The organism is Butyrivibrio sp. WCD2001 (assembly GCF_000424485.1).
GTDB lineage: Bacteria > Bacillota > Clostridia > Lachnospirales > Lachnospiraceae > Butyrivibrio.
In genome coordinates this window covers 33,827-51,510 of sequence record NZ_AUJZ01000019.1, presented here as the reverse complement: position 1 = coordinate 51,510, position 17,684 = coordinate 33,827, and the positions used below count along the sequence as shown (strand labels likewise).

The 17,684-nt window shown below is 41.9% G+C and carries 15 protein-coding genes and 2 pseudogenes; all 17 read left to right on the top strand.

The genetic code is table 11. The annotated features are described in order from the left end of the window. Window positions 1-322: pseudogene (locus G630_RS0114495) on the top strand (MFS transporter); the annotation flags it as partial. Window positions 323-644: 322 nt separating this feature from the next. Then, on the top strand, window positions 645-854 hold the full coding sequence (locus G630_RS0114490; protein WP_026498996.1) for a hypothetical protein: 210 nt from the start codon (window positions 645-647) through the stop codon (window positions 852-854). A gap of 369 nt (window positions 855-1,223) precedes the next feature. After that, window positions 1,224-1,766 carry a hypothetical protein gene (locus G630_RS0114480; RefSeq protein WP_026497037.1) on the top strand — a complete coding sequence of 181 codons (543 nt, stop codon included), beginning with the start codon at window positions 1,224-1,226 and terminating at the stop codon, window positions 1,764-1,766. Window position 1,767: 1 nt separating this feature from the next. Then, on the top strand, window positions 1,768-1,986 hold the full coding sequence (locus G630_RS0114475; protein WP_026497038.1) for a hypothetical protein: 219 nt from the start codon (window positions 1,768-1,770) through the stop codon (window positions 1,984-1,986). A 398-nt stretch (window positions 1,987-2,384) separates the two neighbouring features. Further along, complete coding sequence (locus tag G630_RS0114465; RefSeq protein WP_044959413.1) at window positions 2,385-4,034, top strand: DUF2075 domain-containing protein; 1,650 nt, start codon at window positions 2,385-2,387, stop codon at window positions 4,032-4,034. A gap of 5 nt (window positions 4,035-4,039) precedes the next feature. Then, window positions 4,040-4,360 (top strand): nucleotide pyrophosphohydrolase, encoded by a 321-nt coding sequence (locus tag G630_RS0114460; RefSeq protein WP_026498994.1) that lies wholly within the window; start codon window positions 4,040-4,042, stop codon window positions 4,358-4,360. 2 nt (window positions 4,361-4,362) lie between these two features. After that, on the top strand, window positions 4,363-6,501 hold the full coding sequence (locus G630_RS0114455) for a DNA/RNA helicase domain-containing protein (protein ID WP_026498993.1): 2,139 nt from the start codon (window positions 4,363-4,365) through the stop codon (window positions 6,499-6,501). Window positions 6,502-6,507: 6 nt separating this feature from the next. Continuing rightward, window positions 6,508-7,686: an HNH endonuclease domain-containing protein gene (locus G630_RS25100; protein WP_196805799.1), complete on the top strand. Its 1,179-nt coding sequence runs from the start codon at window positions 6,508-6,510 to the stop codon at window positions 7,684-7,686. Window positions 7,687-7,713: 27 nt separating this feature from the next. After that, window positions 7,714-8,097 (top strand): annotated as a pseudogene (locus G630_RS25860) ((deoxy)nucleoside triphosphate pyrophosphohydrolase); the annotation flags it as partial. 9 nt (window positions 8,098-8,106) lie between these two features. Continuing rightward, window positions 8,107-8,694: a class I SAM-dependent methyltransferase gene (locus tag G630_RS25855; RefSeq protein WP_044959434.1), complete on the top strand. Its 588-nt coding sequence runs from the start codon at window positions 8,107-8,109 to the stop codon at window positions 8,692-8,694. A gap of 13 nt (window positions 8,695-8,707) precedes the next feature. After that, window positions 8,708-9,244 carry a nitroreductase family protein gene (locus G630_RS0114435; RefSeq protein ID WP_026498990.1) on the top strand — a complete coding sequence of 179 codons (537 nt, stop codon included), beginning with the start codon at window positions 8,708-8,710 and terminating at the stop codon, window positions 9,242-9,244. 91 nt (window positions 9,245-9,335) lie between these two features. Further along, window positions 9,336-11,660 (top strand): glycoside hydrolase family 31 protein, encoded by a 2,325-nt coding sequence (locus G630_RS22115; protein WP_049946238.1) that lies wholly within the window; start codon window positions 9,336-9,338, stop codon window positions 11,658-11,660. Between the two features lie 238 nt (window positions 11,661-11,898). Continuing rightward, window positions 11,899-12,864, top strand: a complete 966-nt coding sequence (locus G630_RS0114420; RefSeq protein WP_081667970.1) for a MarR family transcriptional regulator — start codon at window positions 11,899-11,901, stop codon at window positions 12,862-12,864. Window positions 12,865-13,132: 268 nt separating this feature from the next. Continuing rightward, on the top strand, window positions 13,133-14,131 hold the full coding sequence (locus G630_RS0114410) for a substrate-binding domain-containing protein (RefSeq protein WP_022762033.1): 999 nt from the start codon (window positions 13,133-13,135) through the stop codon (window positions 14,129-14,131). Between the two features lie 60 nt (window positions 14,132-14,191). After that, complete coding sequence (locus tag G630_RS25425) at window positions 14,192-15,547, top strand: sensor histidine kinase (protein ID WP_022762034.1); 1,356 nt, start codon at window positions 14,192-14,194, stop codon at window positions 15,545-15,547. Continuing rightward, a complete protein-coding gene (locus G630_RS0114400; protein WP_022762035.1) occupies window positions 15,525-16,211 on the top strand; it encodes a response regulator transcription factor in 687 nt (228 codons plus the stop codon). Before G630_RS25425 ends, G630_RS0114400 begins: the two co-directional genes overlap by 23 nt. Before the next feature lie 3 nt (window positions 16,212-16,214). Then, window positions 16,215-17,549 (top strand): ABC transporter substrate-binding protein, encoded by a 1,335-nt coding sequence (locus tag G630_RS0114395; protein ID WP_026498986.1) that lies wholly within the window; start codon window positions 16,215-16,217, stop codon window positions 17,547-17,549. Window positions 17,550-17,684: the final 135 nt, after the last annotated feature.

Sequence of the window (17,684 nt, the reverse complement as noted above, 5' to 3'; positions counted from 1 at the left end):
CACATTCTTCTCATATTTTGTTTTTATGACTGGAAATGCCTGGTTGATCGGAGCTGGGATAATTCTGTGGGGGATTGGAATGGGGGCGCAGGAAAGTATTATGAAAGCAGCTGTCAGCGGAATCGTCCCGCGTTCCATGCGAAGCACCGGTTTCGGAATATTTGAGACAGGATTTGGTATTGCGTGGTTTCTGGGCAGTTGGCTTCTCGGTGCCCTGTATGATTTGAATCCTGTGTATCTTGTCACTGTGTCTGTGGTATCACAGTTTCTGGCGATTGCATTTTATGCTTTATGCCTCCGGTGCAATAAGACAGAGTGCTAACAATTCCAGTTTGTTGGAATGAGCATTATACCAGAATATTATCGTGCTTATAGAGCGGATGTCCTGCCTACCAAACGTCACTAAAAATGCCCAAACGTCACCAAGATGCATGAAATTTGCATGGTTTTTGCGTTGAAAGCCGATTTTCAGTGTGATATTGTTATAATGCGCCAAGAAATGAGCAGCAGGGAAGCGGCTCATCTCCTGGCTTTTTCTTTTGCAAAAGAATAACTGTAAACCAAAGACGCTTATGTCTGATCGAAGGATTGGACCGGCGTCTTTTTTCTATGCTCAAAAATACAAAAGAAAGTGAGAAAACAAAATGGATTTTGAGACATTTAGAGAAAATCTTGCCAGAGATATTAAGGAAACACTTGAGGCCAGGAGCGGAACAGACTTTGAGGTCGAACACCGTACAGCGGAAAAGATGAACGGTAACTATGAGGCAATCGTAGTAAAGCCTGCAGACAGCGAAGTAGGAGTCAGCCTTAATGCATGGACTGTTATGGACCAGGATGGAAAATACCACTAAAATCAAGCGGAACTCTATGGACATTTTTGTACCAGATATTTTTTGGTGAGAAATGGCCGGTTCATAAATATGAGTAATACACGACACTCACGTTTTCGTAGAAATGCGAAGATGTGGGTGTTTTTTATTCTTCACTTTCTAATTGCATCTCGCCTATGAAAGGAGGGCGGAATGCTCAAATCAAAATCCCCACCAATAAACTTAGATGAATACCTGGATGGTCAGCATAGACACTTTGTGACTTACTGGGAAGGAGCACGGGAAAGGATTAGACCAGGACAGACGCAGTAAACATGGCAATTTATGGATGCTTGTCTTATAAATTGCCGGATGATAAAATTATAGGCAACACAGAAAGACAGGGTTAATATGAAAACGGTTTTTGACGAATATAATGAAAACAAGGATGCCATAGCAAATGTTCTTCATGAAGTGGAACAGGAAAAGATGCAGCTAGATATAGAAGTGGGAACTACCATCAATTGTCAGGGCGTGATTGTGGATGTTACCTATGGAGATAAGCATTCAGTTTTCCCACCGCAGGAACTTCTAAAGGACAGAATTTTTACTCATAATCATCCCACCGGAAGATGTTTTTCCAGGCAGGATATAAAGAGTGCAGTATTGGACGGATTGCTTGAGTGCAGGGTTTCTACACCGCAGGGCACGTATTTTTCATTAAAGAGAAAAAGTGATGCAGCTGTGAGCCTGTCATTCATAAATGATGCGTGGAACGCAACAGGTTCTGATGCACTTAGCAACAGGATCATGGAATTGATAAAGTCAGGTGAGATTTTTCCTACAGACCTTACCTGGGACGTAAGAGCCAGAATTGAAAATGATATGATGATCGCATTTCTCAGGGAACATGCATCAGAATATGGATTCATCTATTCTGAAGGAGGTATTTGATATGAGCGGATTTGACGACAGAAGCTTTGATATTGGAGCTGATTTTTATAACAAGCTGGCAAAACAGTATGCAGACCATGAGATATCAGATGAAGAGTTCATGCGTATCAGTAAGGAAATGGGCAACATCATCGAACTTTGTTCAAATGGTGATATTACCGAAGCGGAGTGCAATGAGAGGCTGGATAAGCTTTGCCCCGGCGTCCCAGTCCATGCATGATGTGTCAATTTCATAAGTCTGTGATGTCAGAGGATTCCGAGAATTATTCGGAGTCCTCTTTTTTGATGCCTTGGATCTCTTTATGGGGGATTGAAATGATGATAACTTTGGAATAGATGTGGCAATATCACAAATCCTGATAAAGTATCACATAATGGGGAATCTTTTTCTGTGTCATAAAAAGTACAATAAAAATGTTCCGGAACAAAGCAATTCTTATAAGAGACTATTTTCATGAAGGGGGAGTGCGATGGGCAGAAAAAGCATTGTTAAGACCTATGGGAATGCCTCTGATTTTTTTGTACTTTAACAAAGGTAAGGGTTATGGTCTAGAATTAATCTATTTGTAGTATACTTAAAATAGTTGTTTTGCTTATGTTGATGGATGGAGCAATTATATGGTTAACACGGAAACGACAAAAGAAAATCTTTATGTCATAACTAATCACAGATTTCCAAGCGACAGCTATGGGAACGATGATTATCTTGGAAACTGGCCAATGCTTTATATCCTGGAAAATGGAAATAAGGTTTATATTGGTGAGTCTACAAATGTTGCTGAGAGAATGAAGCAGCATTATAACAATCACGAGAAGAGGGAATTCAACCAAGTCCATTTCATATATTCAGATAGATTTAATCAGTCTGTTACATTTGATTATGAGTCTAAACTAATTCAGTTTGTTTCTGCTGATGGAAAATTCATAATAACAAACAAGAATGACGGCATTGCTAACAAAAATTATTTTAAGAAGCCTGATTACGATGATACTTTTGAAGATCTTTGGAATAAATTGATCTCGTATGATCTTGCTGATCATACTCTTGATTATATCAAGAACAGCGAATTCTACAAGTATTCTCCATTTAAAGAATTAAATAAAGATCAGAAAAAGCTGGCGGATGATATTATTTCTGAGATTAGGGCTGGAAAGGAATTACCAATTGTTGTAGAAGGGCGACCGGGCACCGGTAAAACAATTGTTGCTGTCTATTTAATGAAATACCTTAGAGATTATGAGGATGAAAAGACTCATGAATTTCCGTTTCGTAGTAAAAAGATGGCATTGATTATTCCTCAAACCTCGCTACGAGCGACTTTGAAAAGCTTGTTCAAGAAAATAGAGGGGCTGGCATCTAAAGATGTAATAGGTGCATCAGAAGCGGTAAAACAAGGAACATGGGACATACTCTTTGTTGATGAAGCGCAAAAGCTTCAGGTTAGGCGAAGCATTGTTGGGTACCAGGCCTATGATAATAACAATAAAAAACTAGGACTTCCCAGTGATGCAACGGAGCTGGACTGGATACTTAAGATTTCGAAGACACCTGTATTCTTTTTTGATCCTGATCAGTTATCCGGACCATCAGGAACGACAATAGAAGTATTCCAGGATAAAGTTAAGCAGGAAATGGGGAGAAGGCAGCGCATAGGCGCTTACCTTACGCATTTCTTGAAAATGCAGATGCGTGTTAAAGGTGGAGAAGAATATATCAATTACGTAAATGATATACTCCATGACGTTGATGTTCCGAAAAAGACATTTGTTGATTATGATTTCAAAATTTTTTCAAGCTTTGGAGATTTCAACAAGGAACTATATCTAAAGGAAAAAGACATGAAGCTCTGCAGGATGCTTGCTGGATACGCGTGGGAATGGAAAACCAAGAACGATAAAACCGTATATGATATTGAGATAGAAGGAATAAGTAAACGGTGGAACCATTGCCTGAACAACTGGATTAATAGTAATGGTGCTATTGATGAAGTTGGATGTATTCATACAAGTGCTGGGTATGACCTTAATTATGCTTTTGTAATATTGGGCAGAGACATCAGATATGATGAAGTAAACAGAAGGATATATGTAGACAGATCTTGTTATTATGATAAGCGTGGTAAGCAGTCCGCCACTGAAGTTGAACTCGATTTATATATCAGGAATATTTATTATGTTCTTATGACAAGAGGAATCCGCGGAACATATTTATATGTATGCGATGACAAACTCCGCGATTATTTTATGAAATATGTGGAAAGGTTTTGATGGGCATGGACTTTAAAGATGTAAAACGAGAGGTTGTACAGTTCACGGAGGACAGAAACTGGGATCAGTTTCATACTCCTGAAAATCTTGCAAAGAGTATTTCTATAGAAGCGGCTGAACTTCTCGAGTGTTTTCAGTGGAATTCTGAGTATGATAAAGAAGCTGTCACAGAAGAACTTGCGGATGTAATGAATTACTGTATTCTTATGGCAGATAAAATTGGTGTTGATATTGAAGATGCAATAATCAGTAAGATAAGGAAGAATGCAGCAAAGTATCCTGTCGAGAAGAGTTACGGGAGCAGCAAGAAGTATACGGAGTTATAAAAATGGGAAATAGTCCTCGATGTTTGTTTGACAGTGATATAAAGACGTTTCTTGAAAAAGATAAAGAGTCTATATTTGGTGTGCTTTGCGACAAATATCATGGTGATGCACTGACTACTACGAGAGAAGCATGGAGCGGTGAAATTGAAATTCTGCAGAGAGCTCTTACTTCTTGGAAAGATTCAAGGGGTCGTATCATATTTGAGTATGATATTCCGCGGTTGGGGAAAAGGCTTGATGTAGTATTGCTGGTAAATGGTATAATCTTTTGCCTTGAGTTCAAGGTTGGAGAGTCTAAGATTCAGGAATGCGACGTGGATCAGGTCCTTGATTATGCATTGGATCTAAAGAATTTCCATAAGTATAGTCATGATAAGCTGATAGTTCCGATTCTGGTTGCAACGAAATACAAAAAGAAATCATCGGTGATACAGGCATCTGTCTATAATGACAGAGTTGTTAATCCATTAGTTACTGGAGAAACAGGGCTTGGAGTTTTACTTGAAGAAGTAGTGCAGCATTTTCCGGATGAATCATCTGTAGATCCTAATTGGATTATTAGTCCGTATGCACCGACTCCAACAATAATTGAGGCTGCTAAAGCATTGTATGAGAGTCATTCGGTTGAAGATATCACTAGACATGAAGCTGACAAAGTGACTACAGATAGAACTATAGCATACATCTTAGACGTAATACATAAGAGTAAAAGGAATGGTGAGAAAAGTATCTGCTTTGTGACCGGAGTTCCTGGAGCGGGTAAAACCCTGGTTGGCTTGGATGTGGCAGTGAAGCAGACTTACCAAGGCTCTGATAAGCCGATAGAGGATGAAGGGGCAGTTTATCTTTCGGGGAATGGCCCACTAGTGGCGGTACTCAATGAAGCTTTGGCAAAAGATAACTTTGCAAAGTGCAAGGAAAGGGGAGAAGCGAAGAAGCTTTCGGATTCCAGGCGTGAAGTGGGTAAGTTTATCCAAATTATCCACAGATATAGGGATAATATGCTCGCCAAGATAAAGAATCCTGTTGAAAATGGTGTACTTGAAATTGATCCGGCAAAAGCAGTGAAAATGCAGGATGCTGGATATGGCGAAGTTGAGCATGTAGCTATTTTTGATGAAGCGCAGCGTTCATGGACTCATAAGAGACTTGCAGATTACCTAAAGAGAGGTGGAACTTACGGTAATAAGCTTAAAGTTCCAAACTTTCCAATGTCGGAGGCTGCTTTTTTGATATGGGCACTTGATCAACGTGAAGACTGGGCTACCATAGTATGTCTTGTTGGTGGAGGACAGGAGATAAATACAGGGGAAGCTGGGATTACAGAATGGATCAGGGCTTTGAATGATAAGTTTACTCACTGGAAGGTACACATTTCCCCGCAGCTTACAGAGTCAGAATATGCTGAAGGCAGAGTTAATGAATTACTAAACGATAACAGAAATGTGACTTATGCGCCTGATCTTCATCTCGGAGTATCTCTTCGCTCCTTCAGAGCAGAGAAACTGTCAGCGATGGTCCATGCTCTTCTTTCCCTGGATTCGAGTGCTGCTTCCATCTATTCTGAAATAAAAGATAAATATCCTATTTTTCTGACAAGGGATATGGAAACAGCAAAGAGATGGTTGCACGAAAAGGTCAGGGGTACAGAGCGGACCGGAGTGTTAATTACAAAGGAATCGGCAAGATATAAACCACTTGGAATACATGTATTGCAATCTGATGTTGATAACGCAGTTCACTGGTTCCTGGAAGACAAAGCTGATACCAGATCTTCAAACTACTTGGAGGATGCTGCTACTGAAATTCAGGTGCAGGGACTGGAATTGGATTATACGTGCCTTTTATGGGATGCGGATATGCGTTATGAGAATGGCGATTGGCATTATTACAGGTTTAATGGCAAAGAAAGATGGAATGAACTTATACCTAATAGCGAGAGTCGTTTAGAGCAGATGAAGTACATGCTGAATGCATATAGAGTATTGCTTACCCGTGCCAGATCAGGAATGATCATATGTGTACCTGAAGGGAATTCGCATAAGACAACAACAGGATTCTGGGAAGATGAGACACGCTTACCGGAATATTATAATGGAACCTATGAGTATCTGAAGAGCATTGGATTTGAGGAAATATAAAAAACAATGGCTGATTTTGATCCTAAGAAAATCGAATATAGCTTACGAATAGAAGGAGACTACTATAACCAGCTGGATATAGAGGGCTTCTCTCTTATGATGAAGAATCCGTCTTATTGCTATAAGTTTTATTGGCTGGAAGCTATTGTGAATTTGATTTCAGAAGACGTAACGGAAACTATTTTTGATGAAATCATAAATGAAATGATTGCCAATGCCTGGTACTCTGTACTGGAGTTTCATATTCATCTTAGCGGAATTGTGGTAGGCGAAGTAAAGGATGGTTTGGAAAGGGCAGTAAAAAAACTTAGTGATATCAGTGAGCTTCCGGTAAATGCATCGAAGCTTGAAATAAAGAATGCAATCAAAGAGCATGATGGATATCTTAAAGCGGAAAAAGAACAGCTTACCAACATGGTGCCCTACAGGGCATTAGCTGGATTTTTTGGTAAGGTAGATGAAACTGCAGATTGGGAAAGTACTCGCAGGATGATCGCATATATTGAGCGTGTAAATAAGGTGAATATACTTCCATATACTTTGGGGAGTAGTAGTAAACTCAAAAAAGAAGTGTATTTTAATCCGTCTTGGATAAAGATGATACAAGATAATACAGTAGCTATATTAGGCTGGATTCAGTTTGAAAAGGTAAAGTGGCTTCAGAATAATAATCCCGAGGTGCCAGGGCTTGTTTATAAGCTGGCTCCTATGGATGAGAAAATGCGGAAACTAAATGCTGTAAGAAAGCTATGGGATGCTGTATTGGAGATAGAATCTGTTTCAGATGTTTTTACTGACAATCCTATTGATTCTAAAAAATATGATGTTGATCATTTTATTCCCTGGTCGTTTGTAATGAATGATGAGTTATGGAATCTTATGCCAATGGATTCATCGCTTAATTCGTCTAAGAGTAATAAGCTTCCTGAGTGGGAGCCCTTTTTTATAAAGTTTGCAAATAATCAGTATCTTCTTTATCAGATGATACATGATAAAGAACGACCTATTTTCCATAAGCGCTTTGAGGCGTGCTATAAGGATAATATCCATTCTATTTGGGCAAACCAGGAATTATATCGGCCAGGTAATACGATAGAAGAATTTGAAAATATTTTGGAAAAGAATATGAGACCGGTCTATGATTCTGCAAGACGGCAGGGTTATGAGCTGTGGAAGATTAGCTAAATAAAAGGTAAGAGAGAAAAGACATAAATGAAAACTGTTAACGTAGTCGCAGCAATAATCTGCGATGATTTCAAAAGAAAAACAAAGATATTCGCAACCCAGCGTGGATATGGAAATTATAAAGATGGCTGGGAATTTCCTGGAGGAAAGATTGAGGAAGGCGAAACTTCTGAAGAGGCGTTGGTAAGAGAGATTCGAGAGGAGCTTGACGCAGAGATTGAGGTTCATGATTTGATCGATGTCATTGATTATGATTATGAGACTTTTCATCTTCATATGCACTGTTACTGGGCAACTGTTGCCGAAGGTAAACTCCAGCTTTTGGAGCATGAAGCAGCGAAGTGGCTTGAGGTTAATGACCTTAGGGGCGTGGATTGGCTCCCTGCGGATTTGGTACTTCTTCCGAAGATTTCTGCTGTTATGGTTGATAAAAACGTAGAGTATTATAACCAAAATGCTGATTCGTTCTTTGCCGGAAGTGTTAACGCGGATATGTCATATGAAAGGGACAGGTTCATAGCACTACTTCCTGAACATGGTCGAATTTTGGATGCAGGCTGTGGAAGTGGACGAGATAGTAAGGCATTCCTGGAGGCAGGCTTTGATGTAACTGCTTTTGATGCATCCAAGGAAATGCGGAAAAGAGCGTCTGAATATCTGGGGCAGGAAGTTCTGGATATGAGGTTTGAGGATATCGATTTTCATAATGAATTTGATGGAGTCTGGGCCTGCGCGTCACTTCTTCATGTGCCGGTGGATCAGCTGCCTGAGACAATGAAGAAGCTTAATGCTTCTCTTAAGAGTGGCGGCGTAATATATGCTTCATTCAAATATGGCGATGGTACTAAGATGCGTGGAGACCGCAGATTCAGCGATTTTAATGAAAAAAGCATAGTTAAGCTATTCGAGGATGCGGGATTTGAGATTCTTTTCAATGAGGTTGGTACTGATAACAGACTCGGCAGAGAAGATGAGATGTGGGTCAATGCAATAGGGAAAAAGGTTTAAGGAGGAGTTTTTCATGAGCACAGTAAAAGAGACAATAGCAAAGAGAAGTTCAACACGTGGTTATACACAGGATCAGATTTCAAAGGAAGAGCTTGACGCGCTTCTTACAGCAGGACTGCAGGCTCCGACTGGAGCAAACAAGCAGGAACTTCATTTTACAGTTGTAAAGGGAAATAATCCGATCCTTGCTGAGATTGAGAATGAGAAGAATGCGCTCCGTAACATAGAGCATGCTGAGCACAATTTCTATTATGAGGCACCGGTTCTTATTGTTATAAGCGCAGAGAGTGGATACAAATGGAGCAAGGTTGATGCAGGTATCGCTGTTGAAAACATTGCACTTTTATCCGAGGAGATGGGACTTGGAAACCTTATCATAGGATGTATTTATGATGCACTTCATGGTGAGAAGAGCAATTATTTTTCAGAGAAACTTGCTATACCGGAAGGCTATGAGTTTGAGATAGCAATTGCAGTTGGTCATAAGGCAGTGACTAAGGAGCCTCATACTTATAACGCTGATGCTCAGATTACTATTTTGGAAAGGTAACCGATTGGGAGATAAAGCGTCTCAAAGAGCAGAGCTTTGAAAAGAAAGAACGGATCGTAGAAGTAAATGGGGAAGAGAAGGAAATAAGCCTATGATGAACGTGATTCCTCCGAGAAGGAGGAACATTACAGAAGTAAGAAAAACAGAAAACGCTGTATTTCTGCATTCGGAATATGGCGTGCTGCGGGTAATGCCTCAGGTGGGCGGTATCGTCCGGATTTCTTTTTCGGAGGACGATACCTTTGCAGGAGAGCAGGGTAGTTTTTTTCAGGATTTTGCAGGTAGCCTCCCTTTTATCGTTACAGAGAGCGGGGATGAGATTGGGATCTGTACGGCGGAAGGCACCGTCACAGTAAGCAGAGCCGGCGGTGCAGTAACCTTTCTGGATTCCATGGGACGGAGCCTTCTTCGGGAAGCGCAGGATTTGCCCAGAGAACTGGAAAAGATCACGCTGTATCGCACGATCCCCACGAAGGACCTGCAGGTAGAAGAGATCCAGACCGCCGATGGGGTTAAAAAGAAGGTGAAGGCGGTGGAAAAGGAAGCCTATGGGGAGGCTTACCGCACCCGGACGTATTTCTCCTTTGCAGAGTCTGAAAGGCTATTTGGTCTCGGACAGGGCGAACACGGAGAATGGGATCTCAGGCATGTATCCTATTATGTCCATCAGGGGAACCGGAAGATCGGTATGCCTCTTTTGGTATCCACAGGCGGATACGGTATCCTGCTGAGCACGGAATCGCCGGCACTGTTTTCGGAGAACCATGGAAAAGCCTTTCTGCAGACGGAGGCAGACGCCTATCTGGATTATTATTTCCTCTTTGGAGAGGATCTGTTTCAGGTGGTAAAAAACTATCGGAGGCTTACGGGAAAGGCATCTATGCTGCCACTGTGGGCCTATGGATATATGCAGTCCAAGGAGAGGTACGAAAGCCAGGAACAGATCCTGGATACGGCGGGAGAATTCCGGAACCGGAAGATCGGAGTGGACACTTTGATCCTGGACTGGCTTAGCTGGGAGGATGGACAGTGGGGACAAAAAAGCTTTGACCCCGTGCGATTCCCGGATCCTGCCGGCATGGTGGAGCGTCTTCATGAGCAGGGCATACACTTTATGATGTCCATTTGGCCCAATATGAGCCCTAATACAGAGAATAACCGGGAGTTTCGGGAGCGGGGAATGCTTCTGCACGGAACCGATATTTACAATGCGTTTTCCGAAGAAGCCAGAAAGCTGTACTGGGAGCAGGTAGTAAGAGGGCTGGCACCTGCAGGCGTGGATGCCTGGTGGTGCGATTCCAGCGAGCCGATCTCTCCGGAATGGGAACACATCATGGAACCCTCCGACGGAGAAAAATACGTAGCCTTCAAAGAGGATGCTGCGGCGATCATGCCACTGGAAAAAGCTAATGCCTACGGAAGATACCATGCTATGACCATTTGGGAAGGGATGCGCAGCACCTATCCCGACAAACGAGTGGTAAACCTGACCCGAAGCGGCTGGGCAGGAAGCCAGAAATACGGTACCATCCTGTGGTCCGGTGACACAGCGGCTTCCTGGGCGTGCCTGAGGCAGCAGATCCGGTGCGGTCTGCAGATGGCAGCAAGCGGCATGCCCTACTGGACCATGGATACCGGCGCTTTTTTTGTCAAAGAAGGACCCTTCTGGTACTGGAAGGGGAAGTATCCGCAAGGGATCGATGATGCATACAAAAAACTGTATGTGCGCTGGCTGGAATGGGCGGCGTATCTGCCGATCTTTCGTGCCCATGGCACCGATGTGGAACGGGAACCCTGGGCCTTTGGAGATAAAGGAGATCCGGTGTACGAAGCGATCTGCGAGACCATTCGTGGTCGCTATCGCTTGATCCCCTATCTGTATTCCGTCGGCGCTGCCACCTCCATGGAGGATGGTATGATCATACGGCCACTGTTCTTCGACTTTCCGGAGGATGAACGGGTGTCCGAAATCTGGGATCAGTATATGCTGGGAGATAGCCTTATGATCTGCCCTGTTACAGGAGAAGACGACCAGCGGAGCATCTATCTGCCGAAGGGCTGCGGCTGGTATGAGATGCAAACGGAACAGTATTACAACGGAGGCCAAAGGATTGAGCTTTCCTGCGAGCTGGCGCGCATTCCGGTGTTTGTAAAAGAGGGATCGCTGATCCCTGCAAAAGAGGCTGCCGTCTGCACAAACGCCCAGAAGAATACGGTAACGGAGGTGATCGTTTATCCAGGAAGAGATGCCACCTTCCGCCTGTATGAAGATGCCGGAGACGGATACGGCTATAAACAGGGACAGTACTGCATTACCCAATTAAAATGGGATGATCGGAAAAAAGAATTCACTACCGAAACCACCGGAGATGAGCGCTTCCGGGTTGGAGAGATCCGGTACCGGGTGGTCGGATAAGGAAAACGAGTGAGGTGTGCAATGAAGAGTGATGATTATTCCATATCAAAAAATACTATAAATATGATGGATGCAGCTATTTCTAATCTCAAAGATGGACATGTGTCGGACCGGATTCTCTAAATTGACAGTGGTGTGGTAACAATAGGTAATAGTTGAAATCAGGGCATTCTAGATTTATAATTACATATATATAAACTATTACAATAACTATGTAAAGAATTATATAGGTGTAATTATGATGATTGAGAAAGAATTAGAAAATGCATTTGGTTTATCTTTTGCAATATCTGAGAAGACTGAAAAGAATGGTCTGCCAAGATACCTGACTACGGGCAGAACCATATATACAGCGCAACATGAACAGTTTTCTTTTTTCATAGTAAAGCTTCAATCTGCAATTGACAGCAGAATACTTTATAAAGAAAAGATGCTATACGAAGATAAACTTGGTGTACCGGTCGCATTCTGGTTTGAGACTCTTACAAAGAATAACAGGAATGCATACGTAAAGCATCACATTCCTTTCATAATGGTTCCGACTCAGATTTATTTGCCGTTTTTAGGAATACTTTTCAGTAGGAAGTTTTCAGGGAACCAAGGAAACAGCTTACTAAAGCTAACATCAAATGCTCAGATGATTCTTCTTTATCTGACGTATAATGTAAAAGCTGATTTTACAAAAAAAGAGTTGTCTGAAAGGCTGGGGCTCAATCCTGTTTACGTAACAAGGAGCACAAAAGAACTTGTCTCCAGGGGATTTATCGAAGAGAAAAGAAATGGGCGTAGTGTCGAAGTGGGACGAGTGATTGATTCAAAAGAACTGTTTGAGCTCGCAAGCGCTTCTTTTACCAGTCCTGTCAGTGATGTTATCTATGTGAGAAAAACAGAAGATGTTACAAGACTTCCTAAGGCTTCTGATTATGCATTGTCTGAAATCAGTATGATAAACCCACCGGAAATAAGTGTATATGCATGTTTTAAGAAAGATAGGATTGTAGATGGTTTTGAAATCGTTGATGAGCCGGGATGGGAAAATCCTTCTGCGATATGCAAGGTCGAATTGTGGAATTATGATCCGCTGAAGCTTTGCGATAACGGAATAGTGGACAAGTTATCCCTTTATTACTCGTTGAAGGATACAAAAGATCCCAGGGTCCAGAGAGAAATAGAAAATGTTTTGGAGGAGATTAAGTGGCAGTAATAGGTTTAGATGAATTTGCCAGGTATTTTGCCGGTTATCGAAGGATTACAAATAGGCTCATTATATGAGAATAAGCTTAATATTCAAAGATTTGCGCGCATGCTGGAGTCTCCGACGCAAAGTTATAAGTTTTATTGGTTGGAGGCAATTTTAACATTGTTGCCGGAAAATGATGAATTATCATTTCGAGATGGCTTATGAGCTGCAAAATGGAATAAAAGTCTCGCTGTATAGAGAACGAAAAAAGTGATTATGTGGGGATCTGAATTTGGGCGTTATTAATAATTTCAAGAAGAAAGAAAAATACCAAAAGGTATACTGCCTTGCTTTGGCAGTAGTGTATCTTGCTCTGTTCTCAGTAGGAATTCTGATATCTATTAAATCTATTGATCTATCCAAAAATCAGAAGGAAGGCTCCAGACTAATAGGCGCAAGCTATATGACCATGAACAATGAATTTTTCAGGATAATTCATGAGCAGGTCAGAGTTAGAGTTGAGGCCGAGGGTGACAAAGTGATATTGCGTGATCCCGGTATGAATGTGAAGAGACAGAAGGAACAGATAAGGGAGATGCTGAAAATGGGCATTGATGCTCTGATCCTCACTCCGGTGGACCCGGACGGCCTTGTGGATGTGCTGATCGAAGCCAGGGCAAAAGGCGTATTTGTAATTGTTGTGGATTCAAATGTAAGTACGGAGAATCTTATCAACTGCACTATTGTTTCGGACAATTACAATGCGGGGTGTCTTGACGGAGAATATATGTTACAGACGCAAAAAAGCGGCAAAATTGTGGTCATGACTCACACCAGTGCAGTATCCGGAAGGCAGCGTGTGGCAGGTTTTCTGAATACAGTTTCAAGGAATCCTGACTATACGGTGGAGTGCCAGATTGATTGCAACGGTCAGTATGAAAAGGCACTTCAACGGATGAGCGAATACCTTAAGGGAGGACATGATTTTGACACGGTATTTTGCTTAAACGACCCTGCTGCTGAAGGCGTAGTGGCAGCCCTTCAGGAAAAGGGGCTGTCAGGGAGCGTTAACGTATACGCTGTGGATGCTTCCCCTGATGCCAAGGCCCTGATATCTGCCGGAATGATGAAGGCTTCGGTGGTGCAGTTTCCCACGAAAATAGGTGAGAAAGCAGCAGATGTTCTATACGACCTGATTGCAGGTAATGAGATAGAAAAAAGTATCACGGTGCCGGTCGATATCGTGACACAGGATAACATCAGTCAATTTGAAAAAGACAGATGGCAGTAACCATAAAACAAATAGCAACAAGACAAAATGCATTAGAATAATAAATTACAATAAAGCAATATGAAGAACACAGATGGCAATAACACAATAATAGAAAAAGATTACAGACTTCCGGATCTGTTGGTGAATCTCATGATGCACCTTAATTTCTGGATGCTGCTGTTTATAGTATTTATCATGTATCATGCCCTTTGGGGATACGTTCATGAAGGCTCTGCGCTGTCATTTCTCATGAATTCCAGGCATATTCCTGCGCGTCCTTTTGAGTCGATACTTTCATCGGGACTTCTTTATGCATGTCTGCTGTTGCTGCTCACAACGGAGACAGACCCGGGGATACATTTTTTATTGAAACTCATAGCAGAGACAATAATCGTTATTGTACTATCAGGAATTATGAGCTTTTGCTACATGGGTATGTTCCTCATGATAATCGCCAATCTGATAAGGCGTCCCATTGGCAGATGGAACCGAAACATAACCTTTGTGCTGGTTGGAGTATGTTATTTTTTGCTGGAGAGTCAGATACTATCCATCTGGATTCCGGTAACAGATTTTTCGGATTACCTGAATTACTACGGAAGCGATTATGCGAAAATATTCCAGGGGATAATAAATGTTGGAAGGCTTTTTAATGTATTTCTGTTCATGTGCTATATGTTCCTCATCGTCAGAATTCAGATGAGTGAAAATGAGCGCATCTTGTCACTGAACGAACAGCTAAGGGATGCAAATGCCAAGCTTGAGGAGTACTCCGAAAAGTCGGCACTTATGGCACAGACTAGTGAGAGAAACCGCCTGGCCAGAGAGATTCACGATACGATAGGGCATTCACTTACAGGAATTGTAACAGGAATAGAAGCTTGCATCATGCTGTTCGACACTAACAGAGAGCTTGTAAAGGAACAGCTAATGGCTATCTCAGAGGTCGCTCACCGAGGGATGGAGGATGTACGCAGATCGGTGAGAGCCTTAAAACCCGATGGCCTTGAAAGCATGCCCCTTGATCTTGCGATTGAGCAGATGATAGATGAAATGCGCAGGTCCACCGGTATTCGTTTTCACTATAACTGCGTTGTGGATTTGAGGGATGCTTTTGGCGAAGATGAAGCGGAAGCACTCTATAGAACCGTTCAGGAAGGGATCACTAATTCTGTAAGGCACGGAAAACCTCAGGATATCTGGATCATGATAAACAAGATTGATGATGTGATCAACATTATCATAAGGGATAATGGCTGCGGATGTCCGGATCTTAATAAGGGCTTTGGACTTAGCCATATGGAGGAGCGTTTGCAGATGCTCGACGGAAAATTATATTGTGATGGAAATAACGGATTTTTGCTTCGCGCAGAGATACCGATTCGCTGGGGAACGGAGGTAAACTGGAACCATGATCAAAATACTGATAGCTGATGATCAGGAGCTGATGCGTCAGAGTCTTAAAATGATACTGGGAGGAGTTGAAGATTTTGAGGTAACCGATGCTGTATCAAACGGAACGGACGTCATAAGGAGCATCAGAGAAAATAAGCCCGATGTGATCCTGATGGACGTGCGCATGCCCAAGATGGATGGGGTTGTGTGCACCAGGATAATCAAGGAAAACGAACCTGATATCAAAATAATAATACTTACAACTTTTGACGATGATGAATATGTCTTCAATGCGATTAAAAACGGAGCCAGCGGATATCTGTTAAAGGGCGTTTCCTTTGAGGAGCTCATTGAAGCAATCAGAAAAGTCCACAGCGGCATGGCTATTATGAATGATGATATCACCAATAAAGTACTAAAGCTCTTTTCAGAGATGGCTAAATCAAAGGACTCAGTTGAGGTTGACGAGCAGAGTATAAATGAGATAAAGGAAAACGAATGGGCTATCATCGAAGGCATTGTTGAAGGTCTGTCAAATAAGGAGATTGCTACAAAGCTCAATTTCTCCGAAGGAACAATAAGGAATAACCTCAGCAATATATTAAATAAGCTGGGGCTTAAGAACAGAACTCAGCTTGCAATCTGGGCTGTGCAGTCAGATGCAATGAGCAGGATGAACAATAAAAACAACGAACGGAATTAAAAGATGACAGAGCGTGATAATAAAAAAATTAAATATTGGCTCTCCCTTTTTATTCTGATAATTGTTATCTTCCTTACAACGGACTGGTGGAGATCGATTCCTTTTCATCAAAAAAATGTTTTGACGGTGGGCGTTTTTTCGGACAGCTACTGGAACCAGCAAAACGGAAATCAGCACAAATTCATAGACAGCGTGATTGAAAAATATGAGGAACAAAATCCTAATATAAAGGTTGTTTATGAAAAGGGAATCCTGAAGGATGACTATTCTGAGTGGCTGGCAGAGCAGATAATACAAGGGACTGCACCGGATGTTTTTATTGTTATTCCCGAAGATTTCAATATGCTTCGCGACATAGGGGCACTTAAAAATCTGGATAGCATGATACAAAAAGACGAAGACTTTGATGCCGGAGCTTTTTATGAGGCTGCATATTCAGCCGGAGAAGCTGATGGTGTAAGGTATTCACTTCCAGTGGAATGTGCACCGGACCTGATGTTTGTAAATCGTACAATCCTGCAAAATGAAGGAATAGAACTGCCTTCCTCAAAGTGGACCTGGGAAGATTTCTACGACATATGTAGAAAGGTCACTAAGGACACAGACGGCAACGGAACGATCGATCAGGTAGGCGTAGCTGATTATTCCTGGGAGGAGGCATTTGCCTCAAACAACGTGACTTTATTCAACAAGGAGGGAACGGAGAGCAACTTTACTGATGAGAAAGTGTACAATGCACTTATGTTCCTTGACCAGTTGGATGTTCTGTACTCAGGAAGCGGTAGTGCCGACATATCTTTTGAGCACGGTAATGTCGCCTTTTGGCCCATGAATTTTTCAAGCTACAGAACATATTTGAACAATCCCGTTCATGCAAGCCGATATGCGGATTTTGACTGGGATTATCTTACAATGCCGGCAGGGCCTGATGGTGATAATGCATCTATTCTTGATCTGATATCAATTGCCATGTATTCGGGAACTCCAATGCAGAATGAAGCCTGGGAATTTATGAAGCTGCTCACCTGTGATGAAGATATTCAGGCAGGGATATTTGAGTTCTCTGAAGGAATATCCGTATGCAGGGATGTGACGGAGGCTGAACTTGTAAAGGAAAATGAGATGCTCCCCGGAATGGATGAGAGTCCCAATATAGAGACCTTGGAATATACCATGCAGAATGCTATTTTTACCCACAGATTTTCAGGGTTTAATGAAGCTGTTAATGCGGTGGATACGGGAGTTAGTGAGTTACTCAAAAGTGATGCAAATATCCGCATGGAGCAGGTTATCCAGGCCAGAAGCATCAACAATTTTCTCAAAACCATTCATAACTAAAAACGGCAAATGTGATTTTTGCAAGTGACATTTGTCATTAAAAAATATGATATTTGTTTACAAATAGTAATGACGTTTGGTACTTATACCGGCGTCATTTTTTTTATATTCTAAAGCAGTCAAATACAAAGAACC